The 18,935-nt window shown below is 67.2% G+C and carries 23 protein-coding genes and 1 pseudogene; 15 read left to right on the top strand and 9 right to left on the bottom strand.

Annotation, left to right across the window (positions count from 1 at the left end):
- Positions 1–212 precede the first annotated feature (212 nt).
- Positions 213–464 (top strand): WhiB family transcriptional regulator, encoded by a 252-nt coding sequence (locus tag ACXPWS_RS23475; RefSeq protein ID WP_458713667.1) that lies wholly within the window; start codon positions 213–215, stop codon positions 462–464.
- A 45-nt stretch (positions 465–509) separates the two neighbouring features.
- On the opposite strand, the gene ACXPWS_RS23470 is transcribed toward ACXPWS_RS23475, so the two are convergent.
- Entirely contained in the window at positions 510–932 is a 423-nt protein-coding gene (locus ACXPWS_RS23470) for a metallopeptidase family protein (protein WP_458713666.1), read from the bottom strand.
- Between the two features lie 131 nt (positions 933–1,063).
- Here ACXPWS_RS23470 and ACXPWS_RS23465 point away from each other — a divergent pair, with 131 nt between their 5' ends.
- From ACXPWS_RS23465 to manA, 4 genes are all read left to right on the top strand, one after another.
- On the top strand, positions 1,064–1,498 hold the full coding sequence (locus tag ACXPWS_RS23465; RefSeq protein ID WP_458708950.1) for a DUF3499 domain-containing protein: 435 nt from the start codon (positions 1,064–1,066) through the stop codon (positions 1,496–1,498).
- A 118-nt stretch (positions 1,499–1,616) separates the two neighbouring features.
- The gene (locus ACXPWS_RS23460; protein WP_458708949.1) at positions 1,617–3,077 is read left to right on the top strand and encodes a phosphomannomutase/phosphoglucomutase; all 1,461 of its coding nucleotides are present in this window, start codon (positions 1,617–1,619) and stop codon (positions 3,075–3,077) included.
- Positions 3,074–4,144 carry a TobH protein gene (locus ACXPWS_RS23455; RefSeq protein ID WP_458708948.1) on the top strand — a complete coding sequence of 357 codons (1,071 nt, stop codon included), beginning with the start codon at positions 3,074–3,076 and terminating at the stop codon, positions 4,142–4,144. Before ACXPWS_RS23460 ends, ACXPWS_RS23455 begins: the two co-directional genes overlap by 4 nt.
- Before the next feature lie 4 nt (positions 4,145–4,148).
- Positions 4,149–5,375, top strand: a complete 1,227-nt coding sequence (manA, locus tag ACXPWS_RS23450) for a mannose-6-phosphate isomerase, class I (RefSeq protein WP_458708947.1) — start codon at positions 4,149–4,151, stop codon at positions 5,373–5,375.
- Positions 5,376–5,394: 19 nt separating this feature from the next.
- Here the strand turns inward: manA and ACXPWS_RS23445 are convergent, their stop codons facing one another.
- Genes ACXPWS_RS23445 through ACXPWS_RS23430 form a run of 4 tightly spaced genes read right to left on the bottom strand, consistent with a single transcriptional unit; the run spans position 5,395 to position 7,756 of the window.
- Positions 5,395–5,874 carry a DinB family protein gene (locus ACXPWS_RS23445; RefSeq protein WP_458708946.1) on the bottom strand — a complete coding sequence of 160 codons (480 nt, stop codon included), beginning with the start codon at positions 5,872–5,874 and terminating at the stop codon, positions 5,395–5,397.
- Positions 5,875–5,880: 6 nt separating this feature from the next.
- Positions 5,881–6,429 (bottom strand): cytochrome b, encoded by a 549-nt coding sequence (locus ACXPWS_RS23440; RefSeq protein ID WP_458708945.1) that lies wholly within the window; start codon positions 6,427–6,429, stop codon positions 5,881–5,883.
- A complete protein-coding gene (locus ACXPWS_RS23435) occupies positions 6,419–7,501 on the bottom strand; it encodes a catalase family peroxidase (RefSeq protein WP_458708944.1) in 1,083 nt (360 codons plus the stop codon). The genes ACXPWS_RS23440 and ACXPWS_RS23435 overlap by 11 nt, the downstream gene beginning before the upstream one ends.
- Positions 7,502–7,546: 45 nt before the next feature.
- Positions 7,547–7,756 carry a hypothetical protein gene (locus ACXPWS_RS23430; RefSeq protein ID WP_458708943.1) on the bottom strand — a complete coding sequence of 70 codons (210 nt, stop codon included), beginning with the start codon at positions 7,754–7,756 and terminating at the stop codon, positions 7,547–7,549.
- 170 nt (positions 7,757–7,926) lie between these two features.
- On the opposite strand from ACXPWS_RS23430, the gene ACXPWS_RS23425 reads away from it, so the two are divergent.
- Both ACXPWS_RS23425 and ACXPWS_RS23420 read left to right on the top strand, forming a co-directional pair.
- On the top strand, positions 7,927–8,649 hold the full coding sequence (locus ACXPWS_RS23425) for a response regulator transcription factor (RefSeq protein WP_458708942.1): 723 nt from the start codon (positions 7,927–7,929) through the stop codon (positions 8,647–8,649).
- Positions 8,649–9,749 carry a sensor histidine kinase gene (locus ACXPWS_RS23420; RefSeq protein ID WP_458708941.1) on the top strand — a complete coding sequence of 367 codons (1,101 nt, stop codon included), beginning with the start codon at positions 8,649–8,651 and terminating at the stop codon, positions 9,747–9,749. The genes ACXPWS_RS23425 and ACXPWS_RS23420 overlap by 1 nt, the downstream gene beginning before the upstream one ends.
- 236 nt (positions 9,750–9,985) lie before the next feature.
- Here the strand turns inward: ACXPWS_RS23420 and ACXPWS_RS23415 are convergent, their stop codons facing one another.
- Complete coding sequence (locus ACXPWS_RS23415) at positions 9,986–10,693, bottom strand: VOC family protein (protein WP_458708940.1); 708 nt, start codon at positions 10,691–10,693, stop codon at positions 9,986–9,988.
- On the bottom strand, positions 10,690–10,980 hold the full coding sequence (locus ACXPWS_RS23410; protein ID WP_458708939.1) for a hypothetical protein: 291 nt from the start codon (positions 10,978–10,980) through the stop codon (positions 10,690–10,692). Before ACXPWS_RS23410 ends, ACXPWS_RS23415 begins: the two co-directional genes overlap by 4 nt.
- Positions 10,981–11,097: 117 nt before the next feature.
- On the opposite strand from ACXPWS_RS23410, the gene ACXPWS_RS23405 reads away from it, so the two are divergent.
- The gene (locus tag ACXPWS_RS23405; RefSeq protein WP_458708938.1) at positions 11,098–11,691 is read left to right on the top strand and encodes a TetR/AcrR family transcriptional regulator; all 594 of its coding nucleotides are present in this window, start codon (positions 11,098–11,100) and stop codon (positions 11,689–11,691) included.
- Here the strand turns inward: ACXPWS_RS23405 and ACXPWS_RS23400 are convergent.
- Positions 11,668–11,860: pseudogene (locus ACXPWS_RS23400) on the bottom strand (IS256 family transposase); the annotation flags it as partial. The gene ACXPWS_RS23405 and the pseudogene ACXPWS_RS23400 overlap by 24 nt on opposite strands.
- Positions 11,861–12,014: 154 nt before the next feature.
- Here ACXPWS_RS23400 and ACXPWS_RS23395 point away from each other — a divergent pair.
- From ACXPWS_RS23395 to ACXPWS_RS23365, 7 genes are all read left to right on the top strand, one after another.
- Positions 12,015–13,241, top strand: a complete 1,227-nt coding sequence (locus ACXPWS_RS23395) for an alkane 1-monooxygenase (protein ID WP_458708937.1) — start codon at positions 12,015–12,017, stop codon at positions 13,239–13,241.
- Positions 13,238–13,420, top strand: a complete 183-nt coding sequence (locus ACXPWS_RS23390; protein ID WP_458708936.1) for a rubredoxin — start codon at positions 13,238–13,240, stop codon at positions 13,418–13,420. The genes ACXPWS_RS23395 and ACXPWS_RS23390 overlap by 4 nt, the downstream gene beginning before the upstream one ends.
- Positions 13,417–13,599: a rubredoxin gene (locus tag ACXPWS_RS23385; RefSeq protein WP_458708935.1), complete on the top strand. Its 183-nt coding sequence runs from the start codon at positions 13,417–13,419 to the stop codon at positions 13,597–13,599. Before ACXPWS_RS23390 ends, ACXPWS_RS23385 begins: the two co-directional genes overlap by 4 nt.
- 94 nt (positions 13,600–13,693) lie before the next feature.
- Positions 13,694–14,326, top strand: coding sequence for a TetR family transcriptional regulator AlkX (gene alkX / locus ACXPWS_RS23380; RefSeq protein WP_458708934.1), 633 nt, complete (start codon positions 13,694–13,696; stop codon positions 14,324–14,326).
- 107 nt (positions 14,327–14,433) lie between these two features.
- Positions 14,434–15,894 carry an adenosylhomocysteinase gene (ahcY, locus tag ACXPWS_RS23375; RefSeq protein WP_458708933.1) on the top strand — a complete coding sequence of 487 codons (1,461 nt, stop codon included), beginning with the start codon at positions 14,434–14,436 and terminating at the stop codon, positions 15,892–15,894.
- A 5-nt stretch (positions 15,895–15,899) separates the two neighbouring features.
- The gene (locus ACXPWS_RS23370; protein ID WP_458708932.1) at positions 15,900–16,364 is read left to right on the top strand and encodes a hypothetical protein; all 465 of its coding nucleotides are present in this window, start codon (positions 15,900–15,902) and stop codon (positions 16,362–16,364) included.
- Positions 16,365–16,564: 200 nt separating this feature from the next.
- Positions 16,565–18,256, top strand: a complete 1,692-nt coding sequence (locus ACXPWS_RS23365; RefSeq protein ID WP_458713665.1) for a CocE/NonD family hydrolase — start codon at positions 16,565–16,567, stop codon at positions 18,254–18,256.
- Here the strand turns inward: ACXPWS_RS23365 and ACXPWS_RS23360 are convergent.
- A complete protein-coding gene (locus ACXPWS_RS23360) occupies positions 18,239–18,859 on the bottom strand; it encodes an FMN-binding negative transcriptional regulator (RefSeq protein ID WP_458708931.1) in 621 nt (206 codons plus the stop codon). The genes ACXPWS_RS23365 and ACXPWS_RS23360 overlap by 18 nt on opposite strands.
- Positions 18,860–18,935: the final 76 nt, after the last annotated feature.

Genomic DNA, 18,935 nt, shown 5'->3' with positions numbered 1-18,935 from the left:
ATGGCGGGACTGGAGCTCCATAGAGCTCCGTAATGGGGACTATTAATCAGGTGAGGAGGCGGAACATGTCTTTTGAGCAGGTCGATTTCGACCGCGTGCTCCGGTTCGACAACCGGTTGCCCGATTCAGTGGACAGCGAACCGCACACCACAATCGATTCGGTGCCGTTCGAAGCGCCCGGGCGACCGCAGTTGAGTTTGGTGCCGGACCGAATGGACTTCGATGCGGTCGCGGCCGACGAAGACGACGATCAGTGGCAGGAGCGTGCCCTGTGCGCGCAAACCGACCCTGAGGCGTTCTTCCCGGAGAAGGGCGGCTCGACCCGGGAGGCCAAGCGCATCTGCCTGGGCTGCGAGGTGCGTGATCGCTGCCTGGAGTACGCACTGGCCAACGACGAGCGGTTCGGCATCTGGGGTGGTTTGTCGGAACGCGAGAGACGCCGCCTCAAGCGCGGCATCATCTAGACAGAACGGCTCGGCCTCACGGCTGAGCCGTTCTGCGTAGTGCGGCTATTCGTCGTCCATCGATGGATCGATGACCGACGGCTCGACCCCCAGATAGGTGGCCACCTGCGCCACCAGCACTTCGTGCAGTAGATCGGACAGGTCGTCGCGGTCTTTGGTGCGGCGTTCGATCGGCTTGCGGAACAACACAATTCGCGCGCGCGTGGAGTTTCCGCGCACATCGACGCCGGCCGGGATCAGGCGCGCCAGGGCGATGGGGCCGTCGGCGACCACTTCCGGCGGCCATTGCACGCTCTCGGGATCCTTCGGTGCGATCCGGGGAATCTCGTCCACCGCCACGTCGAGGTTGACCACCCGGTCATGCCAGCGGCGCTCGATCGGTTCGTAGGCTTCCAGCACCGCCATGTCGAATCGTTCGGCGCGGCTGCGCCAGCCCGGCACGGTCCGCGGGAGTAAAGGCCCCCGCATTCCGCGGCCGCGGCGTGATCCGCGATGGTTGCGCTGCGCCACGTGACAGATGGTAACGGTTGGAGATCGGCGCTCGTCGCACTGCGCGTGTCCGTGTGCCCGGGACGTTTCCGCACGATAATCTTCGCAACGTGAATGTTCCCCGTCGCTGCTGCCGGCCCGGGTGCCCGCATTACGCCGTGGCGACGCTGACGTTTGTCTACGCGGACTCGACAGCGGTCGTCGGACCACTGGCGACGGTGTCTGAGCCGCACTCGTGGGATCTGTGTGTGGTGCACGCCGGACGTATCACCGCCCCGCGCGGCTGGGAGCTGGTCCGCCACGCCGGGCCGCTGCCCGCGCATCCCGACGAGGACGATCTGGTCGCGCTCGCCGACGCCGTGCGTGAACGCAATGACGGTCTTCCCGCCATGGTCAACGGGATGACGGCCGGTTTCTCGGACCCGTCGACCGGTGTTCCCGGCGGGGCGCTGATCGCGCCACCGCTGCGCCGCCCGGAATCCAACGGGCGCCGTCGCGGGCATTTGCGGGTGCTGCCGGACCCGCCGGACACCGGCGCGGAATAGAACATCCGGGGCAAGTCCACCTGTGCGGTGGGACCTCCGGCGGTGGAATACGTGAGCTACTAGGCTGGCTGCCAGTCACCATTCCCAATCCCGGTCGATCCAGAGAGCGAGGACAGCCATGCCTCGGCCCGCCGCTGCCGTCAATGCCGTGATCAAGGCCTACGACGTCCGTGGGCTGGTGGGTGAGCAGATCGATGAGGCGTTCGTCCGCGATGTCGGCGGCGCTTTCGCCCGCCTGGTGCGCGACGAGGCATCCGGCGGGGAGCGCAGCGACCCGGGGCATGGATCGGGGGCGACCCAGGTGGTCATCGGCCACGACATGCGCAGCAGTTCGCCGTCGCTGTCGGAGGCCTTCGCCGAAGGTGTCATCGCGCAGGGCCTGGACGTGGTCCGGATCGGACTGGCCTCCACAGATCAGCTGTACTTCGCGTCGGGAATGCTGGATTGCCCCGGCGCCATGTTCACCGCCAGCCATAACCCGGCGGCCTACAACGGCATCAAGCTGTGCCGGGCCGGGGCCAAGCCGGTCGGTAAAGACACCGGGCTGGCCGTCATCGCCGGCGAGGTGATCGACGGCGTGCCCGGTTTCGACGGTAAGCCGGGCAGTGCACAGGACCGCGACGTGCTTGCCGACTACGGTGTGTTCCTGCGTTCCCTGGTCGACCAGTCCGAACTGCGCCCGCTGCGCGTCGCCGTGGATGCCGGTAACGGAATGGGTGGGCACACCACGCCCGCCGTGCTCGGCGAGATCCCCGGGCTCACGGTGCTTCCGCTGTACTTCGAACTCGACGGGACCTTCCCCAACCACGAGGCCAATCCGCTGGACCCGGCCAATCTGGTGGATCTGCAGGCGCACGTCATCGCGACCGGAGCCGATATCGGGCTGGCCTTCGACGGCGACGCCGACCGGTGCTTCGTGGTCGACGAAAAAGGCATCGCGGTCTCGCCGTCCGCGGTCACCGCACTGGTGGCCGGGCGCGAACTCGGGCGCGAGATCGGCGCCACGGTCATCTACAACCTCATCACCTCGCGTGCGGTGCCCGAACTGATCGTCGAACGCGGGGGCACCGCGGTGCGCTCGCGCGTCGGGCACTCCTATATCAAGGGGCTGATGGCCGACACCGGTGCCATCTTCGGCGGCGAGCACTCGGCGCACTATTACTTCCGGGATTTCTGGGGGGCCGACTCCGGCATGCTGGCCGCCCTGCATGTGCTGGCCGCGTTGGGCGAGCAGCAGCGCCCGCTGTCCGAGCTGATGGCCGACTACCAGCGCTATGAGGGGTCCGGCGAGATCAACTTCACCGTCACCGACGCCCCCGCGGTGGTCGATTCGGTGCTCGCCGCGTTCGGCTCCCGGATCAACTCCCTCGATCATCTCGACGGCGTGACGGTCGACCTCGGCGAAGGCCGCTGGCTGAACCTGCGCACCTCCAATACCGAGCCGCTGCTGCGGCTCAACGTGGAGGCACGCACCACCGAGGAGGTCGACGCGATTGTCGACGAGGTGGCCACACTGATCGCCGCCCAGGTGCCCGGCGGCAGCAGCGGGCCGCCACTGAACAGCGAGCCGGTTCCGTGACCTCGCGGGCCGCAACCATCGACCTCGACGACGTCGACGGACTGCTGGCCGCCGACCGGGATGGTCTGTTGCGTGCCGCGGCCACGGCGGGGGCCCAGGTGCGGGCCGTCGCGGTCGCCGTCGACGAGGGCGCCCTGGAGTCGGTGCGCTCGGACCTACCGCCCCGCACGTTGGTCTGGGTCGCCGTCGGCGGTCCCGCCCTCACGGCAGGCACGCTGCTCTCGGCGGCACTGGGCGGATCCACGTCCGTGCCCATCGTGGTGGCGCCGGAGGTGCCGCCGTGGATCGGTGCACTCGACGTGCTGGTGGTGGCCGGCGCCAATGCGGGTGACCCACTGCTGGTGGCGGCGGCCGCGACGGGCGTGCGCCGCGGTGCACGGGTGATCGTCGTGGCGCCGCACGAGGGACCGCTGCGCGAGGTGACGGCCGGCCGCGCTGCGCTGCTCCCACCGCGGTTGCCCGTTCCCGAGGAATTCGCGCTGTGCCGCTATCTGGCGGCCGGGGTGGCCGCTCTCACCGTGCTGGACGCAGGGATGAAGGTGGACATCGCGGTGCTGGCCGACGAGTTGGACGCGGAGGCCTTGCGCAACAGCGCCACCCGCGAGCTGTTCACCAATCCGGCCAAGACCATCGCCGAACAACTGGCGGGCCGCGACGTGGTCCTCGCCGGCGACGGCGCCGCCTGGCTGGCACTGGCCGGGCATGCGGCGGCCGTGCTGCTGCGTGTCGGCCACCACGTGGTCACCGCTGCCGGACTCAACGATGCTCTGATTACCGTGGGCGAATTGAATTCGGGCCCAGCCGATTATGAGTCTGCGCTGTTCCACGACGAGGAGTTCGACGGACCACTGCCCGCCCGGCTGCGCGTCGTGGTGCTGACCTCCGACGAGCAGCGGCCGGTGGTGGTGACCCGGACCGAGGGGTTGGCCGACCTCGTGGTGCTCAGCGCCGACAACGTGCCCGATATCGCGACGCCGCGATCGGCCGGGCGCGCCGAACAACAGTTGGCCATGCTGGCCGTACGGCTGGAGATGACGGCCGTGTATCTGAGACTGGCACGAGGGTGAGAGCGTGAATCTGCTGCACGGTGCGGTGCGCAAGTATGCCTGGGGGTCGCGGACCGCCATTGCCGAATTCACCGGAAGACCGAGTCCGACAGCGCATCCGGAGGCGGAGCTGTGGCTGGGAGCGCACCCCGGCGACCCGGCGCGGTGTGAGACCGCCGACGGCCCACGATCACTGCTGGATTTGGTCAAAGCGGATCCCGAGGGTCAGCTCGGCGAACCGATCCGGACTCGGTTCGGGGATGCCCTACCGTTCCTGGCCAAGGTGCTGGCCGCCGACGAGCCGCTGTCGCTGCAGGCCCATCCGAGTGCGCAGCAAGCCGCGCAGGGATTCGAACGTGAAGAGCGACTGGGGATTCCGGTGTCGGCGCCCAACCGCAACTACCGCGACCGCAGCCACAAACCCGAACTGATCGTTGCGCTGGGTCCGTTCGAGGCGCTCACCGGCTTCCGGTCCGCGGCTCGCAGTGTGGACTTGATGCGGGCGCTGTCGGTGGCAGATCTGGATCCGTTCATCACCCTGCTCAAGGATCAGCCCGATGCCGACGGGTTGCGTGCGCTGTTCACCACCTGGATCACGGCCCCGCAACCGGATCTGGATGTGCTGGTGCCTGCCGTACTCGACGGGGCGATCAGCTACATCCGGTCCCGCCAGACCGAGTTCGAGGCCGAGGCCAAGACGTTGCTGGAACTCGGGGAGCGCTATCCGGGCGACGCCGGGGTGCTGGCGGCGATGCTGCTGAACCGGATCAGCCTGCAGGCGGGTGAGGCGGTCTACCTGTCGGCCGGCAATCTGCACGCCTATCTGCACGGTGTCGGATTCGAAGTGATGGCCAACTCCGACAACGTGTTACGCGGTGGCCTGACTCCCAAGCACGTCGACGTGCCCGAATTGCTGCGGGTGCTGGACTTCACCCCGAGCGGGGATACCGCGATCGTGCCGCGGCCCGTGCGGGACGGCCTGGAGCTGATATACGACACCCCGGCACCGGAGTTCGCGGTATCGGTGCTGTCGGTGGACGGCGAGCACACCGGGCACGAGATCGATGCGCCGGCCGAACACGACGGCCCGCAGATCCTGCTGTGCACCGAGGGCTCGGTCGAGGTGTACGCCAAGTCCGAGACCGTCGCACTCGATCGGGGCGCGGCGGCCTGGGTGGCCGCAGACGACGGGCCGATCCGGCTGCGCGCCGCCGCGCCCGCCAAGCTGTTCCGGGTGACCGTCGGCTTCTGACGCCCTTGTGACGCGGGCGCTACCCGGCGAGCAGCTGTTCGCGCAGGATGTCAGCGTGCCCGCAGTGCTGGGCCAGCTCGCGCAGGACTTGCAGGTACACCCAGTGCACGGTGCGCGGCCCGGCCGGGTGGCCGGTCACGACGGCATCCAGCGGCAGCTCGGCAACCGTGGAGCGGGCCGTCTCGCAGGCCCGTCGGTGCGCCGCGGTGACGGAGGCGATGGTGTCGTCGTCGGACAGCCGGAACGACTCGTCCACCGTCTGCACCAGGCCGAGCTCGCTGCGTGAGGTGCCGCCGATGCACTGCTCGAACCACACCCGCTGCATCCAGGTCACGTGTTTGACCAGGCCGAGCAACGTCGTCGCCGACGAAACGAGCCGGCGCCGCACCTGCTCCTCGGTCAGGCCGTCGAGGGTGAGCTCGATGGCGGTCCGATAATCCTCGACGAAGGCATCGAGCTGCGCGCGTTGCGGGTCCAGCAGGACATCGAAGGAACTCATCGGCGCCTACCGAGACCGGCTCGGCCACAAGGACATCCGGCGCAGCAGGCCGTCGCGCAGGCCCACCGTGTGGAAGGTGACGGCGCAGATGTGTGCGGTGAACGCGGCGAACAGCAGATACGCCAGCACGGTATGCGCGGTGCGCAGCACCGCGTACAGGCCGATCCCATGCGGTGCGATACCGGGCAGATGCAACGATCCGATCAGGGTGATCGGCGAGTCGGCCGCCGACAACATGGCCCAGCCGACCAGAGGCTGCGCCAGTAGCAACGCGTAGAGCAGGTACTCCGAATACGTCGCGATTCTGCGCTCGGCCGGCCCCATCGTCTTGAGGAACGGAGGCGGCCGGTGGGTGAGTCTGTTGATCAGACGGACGACGGCGAAGACGAGGATCGCGATGCCCAGCGGCCGGTGGATGGCCAACAGCAGCGGGTAGTAGGTGAGAGCGGCGACCATGGTGACGCCCAGGAAGAACTGGCCGATCACCATCACCGCCATCGCCCAGTGCAGCAACCTGGACGCCACGGTGAATCTGGCGGCAGAGTCAGTGCTCATCGCGCACCGCCTGTGCGACATCGACCTCGCTGGGCGACTTCGGTTCTCGGGCGCGGCGATTGAACGACTGGGCATACACCGCCGAACGCGCCCGCGGGATGGGGTCGTCGGACGCCGCCAGGCCGTCCGGCAGCACCAGCGGATCGAAGTTGACATCCCTGGCGTTGCCCGCCGCCTCGGTGAGGACCCGGTCGATGGTGATCAGCCCGGCCTCGACGGTACGGCGCTGCGCCGGCCACGGCAGCGTGGCGTCGTGGGTCGGATCGCCCGGTTCGGCCAGCGTGAGCACCAGCCGCCAGCTGACCGGGCCGCGTTGCACCTGGTCGATGAGCGCGTCGAAGAGAAAGTCCGGTGCGCCGGGCCCGGTGTCTGCCGATTGCTCGGGGACCGCGGACCACCGGACCGGGACGGTGTGCCCATTCTGGTCGGTGGCCAGGAAGGCGTTCAGTCCGCGGAAGGTGCTGTCGGCGAACCCCTTGGCCGGTGCGGCCTGTTTGATGATCTTCATCGCCGCCGCGGTCTCGGGATGCGCGGCGAGGAACGCCGTCATCGCCGCGGGATCGGGTTTCCCGGTCCGGGGATCGGGTTTGGAAGCCAGCATCCGGTCATAGAAGCCTTGCGGCGTGCGGTCGGGGAAGACGGGGATGTTCACCATGGCCGTGCGCCACTGCTGCCCGTCCGGGGTTTGGAAGAGCACGCCGAGACCGCGCACTGTGGCGGGGTCATCGGCTTGGTCGGGCAGGCTGCCAGACATGGAGAAGCGCGCCACGACCGGGATGGTGCCACGTCGGAACACGGTCGCCTTCGACACCTCCGTACCGGCTCCGGTGCTGGTGAAGGTGCCGGTCGCGGCCAGCCCTTTGGCGTGGTTGCGCCGGAATCCGTCGTGGCGGCCGTAGAGCTGTTCGAACCGGTCGGTGAATCGGGCGGCCGTCAACCGCGGCGGACCCAGCCAGTCCGCCGCGGCGGCCAGCCCACCCGCCCCAGCTGCCACCACTGCGGTGGCAGCGGTCAGGCCGACGAGTGCGTCGCGACGATTGAGGTGCAAGCCCTTGGCGCTGTCCTCGGTCATGGGGTCCAGATTGCCCTCTCCTCGGTCATCCGTCTCGTGATGCGGTCAGAACGGCAGGTCGAGTCGACCGTTGGTGGTGTCGAGCTCGTCGTGGTTGGACGCGTGCAGGCCGAGCGAGTAGGGCACCTGCGGGTTGGTGCCGTACGGCACCAGCGGGTCGGTATCGGCGCCGGCCAGCGGTGCCAGCGCGACGGCGGCGGCCGCGGCGCCGACGAACAGCAAGCCGACGCGACGGATGCGGATGGGGAACGACATGATGGTTCTCCTAATCGGTTGGGGGCCCGCACATTGCGCGTCCCCGGTGACCTTCAACCTGCCGCGGGTTCACGACGATTGATTGATCGCTTCCTGAAGATTTGATGTAGGTCGGTCACCGGCCGGGGTTATCGGCAGTCCGGCGCCGATGGGCGGGGCATCATTGAGCGATGCCAGATACTGCGGGTGCGGTGACGCTGCGCGCGTTGATCGTCGACGACGAGGTGCCGTTGACGACGGTGGTGGGCAGCTACCTCGTCAAGAACGGTTTCGAGGTGCATACCGCCCACGACGGACCCGACGCGCTGGCACGGGCCCGCAGTGTGGATCCGGACTTGGTCGTGCTGGACGTCGGCCTACCGGGCATGGACGGATTCGAGGTCTGCCGGCAACTGCGGGTGTTCTCCGATGCCTACGTCGTCATGCTGACCGCACGTGATACCGAGGTGGACACGGTGGTCGGTCTTTCGGTCGGTGCCGACGACTACGTCACCAAACCGTTCAGCCCGCGCGAACTGGTGGCCAGGATCCAGGCGATGTTGCGCCGGCCCCGCCGAGCCGCGCCCGGTCACCAGCCCGCGCCCGTGCATCCGCCGCGCCAGATCGGGGGGCTGCGTGTCGATCTCGGCGGCCGGGAAGTGCATGTCGACGGATCCGAGATCATGCTGACCCGAACCGAATTCGACATTCTGGCCGCATTGTCCTCGCGGCCCGGGCTGGTGATGGGTCGCAGGCAGCTGATCGAGGCGGTATGGGGTGACAACTGGGTGGGCAACGACAACATCGTCGACGTCCACGTCGGCCATCTGCGCCGCAAGCTGGGCGATGACCCCGCCCAGCCCCGGTTCGTCAGCACCGTACGCGGCGTGGGCTACCGGATGGGGAAGGGCTAGTGGCGAGCAGGTTCGGCATCCGGACGCGGCTGCTGGCAGCCAATTCCGTCGTGGTGATCGCCTGCATCGCGACCACGAGTGTGGTCGCGATGCTCGTCGGTCCGCCGATGTTCCAGCGCTTGATGGATGCGGCGGTGCAGCCGGGCAGTGCCACCGATCATCCCTATCAGCGGGCGTTCGAACGTGCGACGACGATGTCGGTGGGCACCGCGCTGGCGGTGTCGGCGGTGGCGGCGCTGACCTTGAGCTGGTACCTCAGCCGGCGGGTGTACCGCTCGGCCGCTGAACTCGCCCGCGCCGCGACGGTGATCGCCGACGGCCACTACGACGTTCGGCTGACACCGGCCGGGCTCGGGAAGGAATTCGACGAGATCGCTGCGGCTTTCACCACGATGGCGCAGCGGCTCGGCGATGTCGACCGGACCCGAAGGCAGATGCTGGCCGACCTGGCCCACGAGATCCGGACTCCGGTGGCCGTGCTGGAGGCCTATTTCGAAGCACTCGAGGACGGCGTGCAGAGCCTGGACGCCGACACCATGGGTGTGCTGCGCGACCAGACACGCCGGCTCGCCCGATTCAGCGCCGATGTGGCGGCCTTGTTCAACGCCGAGCAGCGGCCCGACTCGATCGTGCTGCGGGCGGTCCAGGTCGGGGACCTGGTCGCGGGTGCCGTGGTGTCGTTCGAGCCGCAATACCGGGCCAATGGTGTCGAACTCGTGCCGGACGTCGCCGCCGGGCTGCCGGAAACCTGCGGTGATCCCGAACGCTTCGGGCAGGTGCTCACCAATCTGCTCGACAATGCGTTGCGGCACACCCGCAGTGGTGATCGGGTGCTGATCACGGCACGCCAGGACCGCGACGCCGTCGCGGTTGCGGTGACCGACACCGGTGAGGGTATCCCGGCCGAACACCTGGACCGGATCTTCGAGCGTTTCTATCGGGTGGATGCCGCCCGCGACCGCGAACATGGCGGCGCCGGTATCGGCTTGGCGATCGCGAAGGCGTTCGTCGAGGCGCAGGGCGGGCATATCACCGTCGCCAGCGACGGTGTGGGGCGCGGCGCCACGTTCACCTTCACCATCCCGGTGCACCGGCTCTGACCGAACGTTCCGGCGCGGTCGCTCTGTACGGCGCGCTGCTGACCGGATCCGAGCGGGGGACCACCGCGCCCGACAACACCGCCGCGTTCGGCGAACTCGGCTTCACGCCGTAAGGCGCGGGTTTGTCCGGTAAGCGTGACCTGGCCACCACCGTCATGGGACAGGCGATTTCGCCGACCGGCGAGATCTTGTCAAGACCTGCGGATCGTGTTGTTGAGGCGGCCTTGACTTCGACGTTAGGCGACCAGCCTGAACGCGGCGCCTGCAGGGTCGCGAAGTACTCCTCGATCGGCATCGATGACATTGGCGCCCAGGGTGATTGCGCGGGCCATCCGTTCCGGCACGTCGCCGGCTCGGAAGGTGACGAGCCATGGCGAGGTGATGGCGGGGACCGCGTTCACTGCCGATGGTCGCCAGGTTCCAACGTCGGTCCCGCGACAGTTGATCGAACCGGTGCTATCGAATTCCCAGCCGGCCGTGGCGTTCCAGAACCGTTTCGTCCCGGCGTCGTCGTCCACTGTCAGCTCGAATCCTGCAAATGTTCCTGCCCGTGTCGATACCCATGACCCGCCGTGGCCCGCCGGTTGCCAGAGGGCGAACGTGGCGCCGTTGGGGTCCCGTGCAATGGCCGCGACGCCGGAGGGTCCTACCGGCGCTGGCGGGGCGATGATGGTTCCGCCTGCGGCGACGATGGCGCTTGCGGTCGCGTGCGCACTGTCGGTGTGAAGGTAGACGGTCCAGTACGGAGCGCCAGGGTCTGCTGACGGTCCGAACGCGGCGACGAGGTGATCCTCTAGTGCGGCGAGACGATAGCCGTCTGTGTCCGCGTCAGCGACGGTCCAACCGAGCAGTGCTTCGTAGAATCGTGACGTCTGCGCCGGTTCATTCGTGCCGAGATCGATCCAGCAGACGGATCCGGCGGGACGCTCGTCGGCGGCGCTCATGGTCGAGGATCGATCACGGAATTGACCACGGCGTGGCCGGCGTCGCCTGTGTATGCGCGTCCGGCGACGCCCCAGCCGCCGTCCGGCGCTTTGATCACTTTGACCCAGATGTTCGCCGAATCATGTTCTGGGCGTGTCGAATCCACGATGTCGCCGATGAGCGAGGCGAAGAAGTCGTTTCCGACGCCTCCGCTGACATCGAGCACGGCCGCTGTCGGTCGAGGCGCCACAGTGCGTTCGCCGTCCCGGGTGAGTATTCCGGCAGGGGCTGTGACGGTGATGGGCATGCAGTCTCCGGGGGTCAGGATCGAGGACTAGGATGGTCGTACTAGCCGGAGAGTACTAGGACGTACGTACTAGTCAAGTCCCGAAGAGAGCCAACCATGCGCGATACCCGAGGGCGAATGATCGAGGCTGCCGTCGCGGAGCTTCAAGTGCGCGGATTGTCGGGCATGTCGTTCAGCGACGTGTTGGCACGCAGCGGAGCCGCCAGAGGGGCCATTTACCACCACTTTCCGGGTGGTAAGACGCAGATGGTGGCCGAGGCGGCGCAGGCCAATGGAAGACAGGTTCGCGGATACCTTGCCGCTCTAGAGGCGACGACTCCACGCGGCGTGGTCGAGTCGTTCCTCGACGGGATCCGGCCCGCAGTCGAGGCGTCCACGAAGGGCGGAGGGTGCGCGGTTGCCGCTGTCGCCGTGGGCTCTATCGGCGAGTCCGATCCGCTGCGGGCCGTCGCGGCGGCCTCATTCTCCTCATGGGTTGATCAACTCGCCGAGCGCCTCGTGTCAGCAGGCATGAACCACGACGCCGCATCCGACCTGGCCCAGATGCTCATCGCGATCTTGGAGGGTGCCCACGTCTTGTGCCGAGCGGCGGGCAGCATCGCGCCCTTCGACCACGCAGCGCGCGCTCTGGCGGGGCTACTGCCCAAAGAAGCGCTAGATACGGTCGAGGGCGCCACGCCAGTGGTTTCAGGCGACCACCGTTTCGGTTGATTCACCGTTCTCGGCGGGTGTGATGTCAACGGGTCGTTCGAGTTGCTTGCCTCTGCCGTGCGTCGATCGCTGGCCAGCGGGCTTGTGCGGCGTCGATCGACTTGTCGGCCATGGCAATTCCGGTCGGGCGTGATCCCGGACCCTTGGTGACCTTGGTTCGTAACCGCACGGATTCGGTAGGGCGCTGCGAGCTGAAGCGTCGATGGTGGGGCCTACACGGCGCTAGAAGCGTTTTACAAAACACGGTGATTTGTCTAGACGTGGGACAAAAGAACGCTTATAGTCAACTCCAATAGTGATGGCACTCACAGGAGGTGTTGACGATGACGTCGCAAACCGATACCGACCGACCGCCGCAACCGGCTGCCGACTGGCGGGACCGCAAGCGCTATCTGTGGTTGCTGGGCCTGATCGCCCCGACTGCGCTATTCGTCATGCTGCCGGTGGTGTGGGCGCTCAACCACGCAGGCTGGCATCTCGCCGCGCAGATCCCGTTCTGGGTGGGGCCGCTGCTGGTCTACGGTCTGCTCCCGGTGCTGGACCGGTTCTTCGGCCCGGACGGCCAGAATCCGCCCGACGAGGTGATGGAGCGGCTGGACAACGACAAGTACTACCGGTACTGCACCTACATCTACATTCCGTTCCAGTACGCCAGCGTCATCTTCGGCGCGTACCTGTTCACCGCCTCGGACCTGGGCTGGCTCGGCTTCGACGGCGGACTGGGCTGGCCGGCCAAGATCGGGCTCGCGCTGTCGGTCGGGGTGCTCGGCGGCGTGGGCATCAACACCGCGCACGAAATGGGGCACAAGAAGGACTCACTGGAGCGCTGGCTGTCCAAGATCACGCTGGCCCAGACCTGGTACGGGCACTTCTACATCGAGCACAACCGTGGCCACCACGTCCGGGTGGCCACGCCGGAGGACCCCGCGTCCGCCCGGTTCGGCGAGACGTTCTGGGAGTTTCTGCCGCGCAGCGTGTGGGGCAGCCTGAAATCGTCGTGGGAGCTGGAGGCCACGCGGCTGGAGCGGGCCGGCAAGAGTAAATGGCACCCCTCCAACGACGTGCTCAATGCATGGGCGATGTCGGTGGTGTTCTACGGCGCGCTGATCGCGGTCTTCGGGCTGGCGCTGGTTCCGTACATCCTGATCTCGGCGATCTACGGCTTCGCGCTGCTGGAGACGGTCAACTATCTGGAGCACTACGGTCTGCTGCGGCAAAAACTCGACAGCGGCCGCTATGAGCGCTGCGCTCCGGCGCACAGCTGGAACTCCGATCACTTGGTGACCAATCTGTTCCTGTATCACCTGCAGCGGCACAGTGATCATCACGCCAATCCGACCCGGCGCTACCAGATTCTGCGCAGCATGGACGGCGCGCCGAACCTGCCCAGCGGGTACGCCTCGATGATCGGGCTGACCTACTTCCCGCCGCTGTGGCGCAAGGTGATGGACCACCGGGTGCTGGCGCACTACGACGGCGACATCACCCGTGCCAACATCCATCCGCGGGTGCGGAACAAGGTGCTCGCCCGCTACGGGGCCGCCTCGTGAGCGCCTACCGTTGTCCCGGTTGCGAATACGTCTACGATGAAGCCAAAGGTGCTCCACGCGAAGGGTTTCCACCCGGAACCGAGTGGGCCGAGGTGCCCGACGACTGGACCTGCCCGGACTGCGCGGTGCGTGAGAAGGTCGACTTCGAGCCGGTCAACGACAGGAGTGCGCAGTCATGAGCGAGCCGTACAAGCTGTACGTCTGCATCCAGTGCGGGTTCGAATACGACGAGGAGAAGGGCTGGCCGGAGGACGGTATCGCCCCCGGTACCCGGTGGGACGACATCCCCGAGGACTGGAGTTGCCCGGACTGCGGTGCCGCCAAGACCGACTTCGACATGGTCGAGGTCGCTCGTTAGGGGCGAGCGAAGCGACGGGGGAGTTGCGCACCGAAGCGATCGGGGGAATGTCGTGACCGCCGGATGGGTGGGTTCAGGCGATACCCTCGCGCATATGAACACCTCGATGCCTCGGCGTACGGCACAGCGCGTGCCCTACGCCGAGGCGTCGCGCGTGCTGCTGCGGGACTCGATCCTGGACGGCATGCGCGAACAACTGTTGGTGCGGGATTGGTCCTCGATCACGCTCACCGATGTTGCGCGGGCGGCCGGGATCAGCAGGCAGACCATCTACAACGAGTTCGGCTCCCGGCAGGGCCTGGCCGAAGGCTATGCCCTGCGGCTGGCGGACCGCCTGGTCGACGCGGTGGCGCACGCCATCAACCACAACGTCGGGCACGTCTACGAGGCGTTTCTGGAGGGCTTCCGCGCGTTCTTCGCCGATTCGGCGTCCGATCCGCTGGTGATCTCGCTGCTCACCGGCGCGGCCAAGCCCGACCTGCTACAGATCATAACCATCGGCAGCGGCCCGATCATCAGCCGGTGCTCGGCGCGGCTGCAGGAGACCTTCCAGCAGAGCTGGATCCGCTCCAGTGACGAGGACTCCGGCGTGCTGGCCCGCGCGATTGTCCGACTGGCCATGAGCTATGTCTCCATGCCACCGGAAGCCGACCATGATGTGGCCCGTGACCTGGCCCGCCTTATGTCACCGTTCGCCGAACGATACGGTGTTATCGACACCCCTTAGCTGTCAGAGCGCTCTAGCGCCTGTCCCGCGAGCCCGCAGGCTATAGGTGTCGTCGGCGCAGAGGTGTGGCCGAAAGTCATTGACGAACCAAAAAGAGGGGCTCTTACATGTCCGAGCTGAAGGCCGATGTCCGCAACGGCATCGACTACAAGGTCGCTGACCTTTCGCTGGCCGAGTTCGGCCGCAAGGAAATCCGTCTGGCCGAACACGAGATGCCAGGCCTGATGACACTTCGCCGCGAGTACGCGGATGTGCTCCCGCTCAAGGGTGCGCGCATCTCCGGTTCGCTGCACATGACGATCCAGACCGCCGTGCTCATCGAGACGCTGGTGGCACTCGGTGCAGAGGTGCGCTGGGCGTCGTGCAACATCTTCTCCACTCAGGACCACGCCGCCGCAGCGGTCGTCGTCGGTCCGCACGGCACGCCGGAGGAGCCCAAGGGCACCCCGGTGTTCGCCTGGAAGGGCGAGACGCTGGAGGAGTACTGGTGGGCCGCCGAGCAGATGCTGACCTGGCCGGGTGAGCCGGCGAACATGATCCTCGACGACGGTGGCGACGCCACCATGCTGGTGCTGCGGGGTGCGCAGTACGAGAAGGCCGGCGTCGTTCCTCCCACCGAGGATGACGACTCCGACGAGTGGAAGGTCTTCCTGGCGCTGGTCCGTGCGCGTTTCGAGACCGAGAAGGACAAGTGGACCAAGATCGCCGAGTCGGTCCAGGGCGTCACCGAGGAGACCACCACCGGCGTGCTGCGCCTCTACCAGTTCGCCGCCGCAGGTGAACTGGTGTTCCCGGCCATCAACGTCAACGACTCGGTCACCAAGTCCAAGTTCGACAACAAGTACGGCACCCGGCACTCGCTGATCGACGGCATCAACCGGGGTACCGATGTGCTCATCGGTGGCAAGGCCGCGCTGGTCTGCGGTTACGGCGATGTCGGCAAGGGTTGCGCCGAGGCCCTCAAGGCCCAGGGTGCCCGCGTCGCGGTCACCGAGATCGACCCGATCAATGCGCTGCAGGCGCTGATGGACGGCTTCGAGGTCAAGAGCGTCGAAGAGGCCATCGGCTGGGCGGATATCGTGATCACCGCCACTGGCAACCAGGGCATCATCACCCTGGAGCACATGAAGGGGATGAAGCACCAGGCGATCCTGGGCAACATCGGTCACTTCGACGACGAGATCGAGATGGCCCGGCTGGAGCGCGATCCGAAGGTCCGCCGGATCAACATCAAGCCGCAGGTCGACGAATTCGTGTTCGAGGACGGCCATTCCATCATCGTGTTGTCCGAGGGCCGGCTGCTGAACCTGGGCAATGCGACGGGTCACCCGTCGTTCGTGATGAGCAACAGCTTCTCCAACCAGGTGATCGCGCAGATCGAGCTGTGGACCAAGGGCGACGAGTACGACAACGAGGTCTACCGGCTGGCCAAGCACCTCGATGAGAAGGTGGCGCGTATCCACGTCGAGGCGCTCGGTGGCACGCTGACCAAGCTCACCAAGGAGCAGGCCGAGTACATCGGCGTCGACGTCGACGGCCCGTACAAGCCGGAGCACTACCGCTACTGACGCCGGTGCTCGTCAAATTCTCGCGTTCGGTCGCCGCGACGGTCCTCTGTGCCGTCGCGGCGATCGGCTGCTCGAGGACCCAGGAGCAGCCGCAACCGGCCGCCCCGCCGTTGGAGGTCCGCCACGACGCAGCCGGCCTCACCGCTGTTTTCCCCGCGATCGGGGTACCCGAATCGGTCGCCTGGGTGCAGTGGTCCGGGTCGGCGGGCGGTGACACCACCGCGCGCTGGACCGATGCCGTCGTACACCTGGCCCCTGCCGTCGTGGACGCCATGGCCGAGCAATTCGCTCCGACCGACACCGGCCGCAAACCTCAAGTGCAGGAAGAACTGTCGGCCGACGTTCCGCCGGGGCCGTTCCTCACCGGGGAGCGCCTCGATGACGGGTTCTCCTCCGGTGCCACCAGTTCCTATGCGTTCCTGGACCGTGCACACGCCACGTTGGTGCTGCAAGCGACCAGTTTGGATTAGCGACCTACGGAAGGTTCCGATGCGGGACTAGGCTGCGGGATGTGCCAGCCGTCGGCCGTCGGATTTACACCCTCTCGGTAGCGGCGCTGTTCCTGATCGCTGCCTGTGGGCACAGCCGGGACGCGGCGTCGTCACCGTTCCCTGCCGCGGCGGACCGGGGGCCGTGCGCCGTCGAGACCGAGCACGAGGTGCCGGCCACCATGCGGGACGGCACGGTGCTGCGTGCCGACGTCTACCGCCCCCGCGATGCAGGCGCGGTTCCGGTGATCCTGATGCGCACCCAGTACGGAAAGTCTGGCGCGCAGGTCGCGCCGGCGCGGTTCCAGCCGCCGGATTGGATTGCCTCGCACTGCTATCTCGTTGTGGTGCAAGATATTCGCGGGCAGGGTAGCTCCGGCGGCACGTTCAGCGAGTTCACCCACGACATGGCCGACGGTTACGACTCGGTGGAGTGGGCGGCCATGCTGCCCGGGTCGAACGGCAAGGTCGGCATGTACGGCTCGTCCTACGTCGGCGCCACCCAATGGCTGGCCGCGGTCACCGCACCGCCACATTTGGTGACCATCGTGCCTGCCAACACCGCCTCGGACTACTACGACGGCTGGACCTATGAGGGTGGGGAGTTCCGGCTGGCGTTCATCCAGCCGTGGGCCATCGACTCGATCGCCACCACCGCCGCACGCAACCGCAACGACCTGCAGGCTCTGGCCCGCCTCGAGGCAGCCGCCGCCGAGCCCACCCGATGGCTGAACTTCCGCCCGTTCAAGGACCTTCCGCCGATGCAACCCAACGATCCGGCGGTCGCGCCGTGGTACTTCGATTGGATCCGGCACAGTGCCCGCGACGATTTCTGGCGTGCGGTCAGCATTCGCGATCGCTATCCGGCCGTGCGCGTCCCGGTGCTGCACGTCGAGGGTTGGTATGACGCCTTTCTCGCCGGCGGTGTGGAGAATTTCGCCGGGATGACGGCCCGCGGCGGGACCGAGGCAGCCCGCGCCAATCAGCGGCTGGTGATCGGGCCGTGGGACCACGTGGCGTGGGGTCGGCCGGACTCCCGGCCCGCGCCGATGCTCGCCGATATCGGGCAGGTGGGCAACAGCCCGATCAATGATCTGATGCTGCAGTGGTTCGACCATTTCCTCAAAGGTGCCGACAACGGCGTGGGCGGCAAACCGCGGGTCGACTACTTCGTCATGGGTGCCAACACCTGGCGCCACGCATCGAGTTGGCCACTGCCGCAGACAGAATGGGTCAACTGGTACTTGTCGGGCAATGGCGGGCTGGCCGAGCGCAAAGGTGAGCTGAAGCCGGTGCTGCCGGTCCAGCAGGGCCCGGACTCCTACACCTACGACCCGGCGTACCCGGCGCCGAGTCTCGGCGGGCACTCGTGTTGCGGGGCGATGTCGGGGCCGCAGGGGCCTTATGACCAGACACCGGTGGAGCAGCGGTCCGATGTGCTGGTGTACGACTCGGCGCCCTTGGCGCGCGACATGGAGATCACCGGCCCGGTGTCGGTGACGCTGTGGGCGCAGTCCTCGGCGGTGGACACCGACTTCACCGCCAAACTCGTCGTGGTCAAACCGGACGGGCGGGCGGTGAACCTGAACAACGGAATCCTGCGAACCGCATTCCGGGACTCACTGGCCGAACCGACGCCCATCGTGCCCGGTCGGCCGTATGAGCTTCACATCCAGATCTGGCCCACCAGTTATGAATTCAGCGCCGGGGACCGGGTACGGCTGGAGATCTCCAGCAGCGACTATCCGCAGTTCGCGCCCAATCCGAACACCGGGGCACCGTTCGGGCTGGACACCCGCACAGTGCCGGCCGCGCAGACGATCCTGCACGATCCCGCGCACCCGTCGTCGGTGACGTTACCGATCATTCCCTGACCAGCGCTCGACCGCTGCGGCGCTTTCCTCGTCCCCGGACTCCTTGAGTCCGTTGATGACTCCCTCGATGTCGGTGGCGGGCCGGTTCTGGCTGAGCTTGAACTTGGCCTCTATCCGGCTGATGTTGATCTCGACGCCGACGATCGCCCGCAGCTGCCCGGCGAGGAACTTCTCCGGGGCGTCATCGACGCTCCAGGGCCGCGGGCGGTTCGCTTCGTGCTTGTCGGTGAGCCGTCGCACCAGAGTCTCCAGCCAGACGGGATCGTCGTGGATGGTGACGGCGCCGTAGACGTGGGCGGTCAGGTAGTTCCAGGTGGGGACCACGCGGCCGTGTTCGGCCTTGGACGGGTACCAGCTGGGGCTGATGTAGGAGTCGGCGCCGCGGACGATGACCATCGCCTCGCCCAGGACAGGCAACTGCCACTGCGGGTTGTTTCGGGCCACGTGCCCCAGTAGCGTGCGGTGCTCGGCGTTGTAGACGAAAGGCAGCATCGTCGCGACGAGGCCCTCTGGTGTTGCCGTGATCAGGTCGGCGGCGCCGTGGTGGGTGAGCAGTTCATGGACCGCGTCATCGTCGGGGGCGAAGTGTGCGGGGACGTACATGCATCCAGGGTCCGGGATTGGGTGGGTGGGGGCAAGGGGATTTCGGAGCGGTTTCGTTGGTCGCTCAGCCAACGGT

Source organism: Mycobacterium sp. BMJ-28 (genome assembly GCF_054404835.1).
The sequence above is the reverse complement of the archived record's forward strand: the minus strand, read 5'-3'. Positions and strand labels throughout refer to the sequence as shown.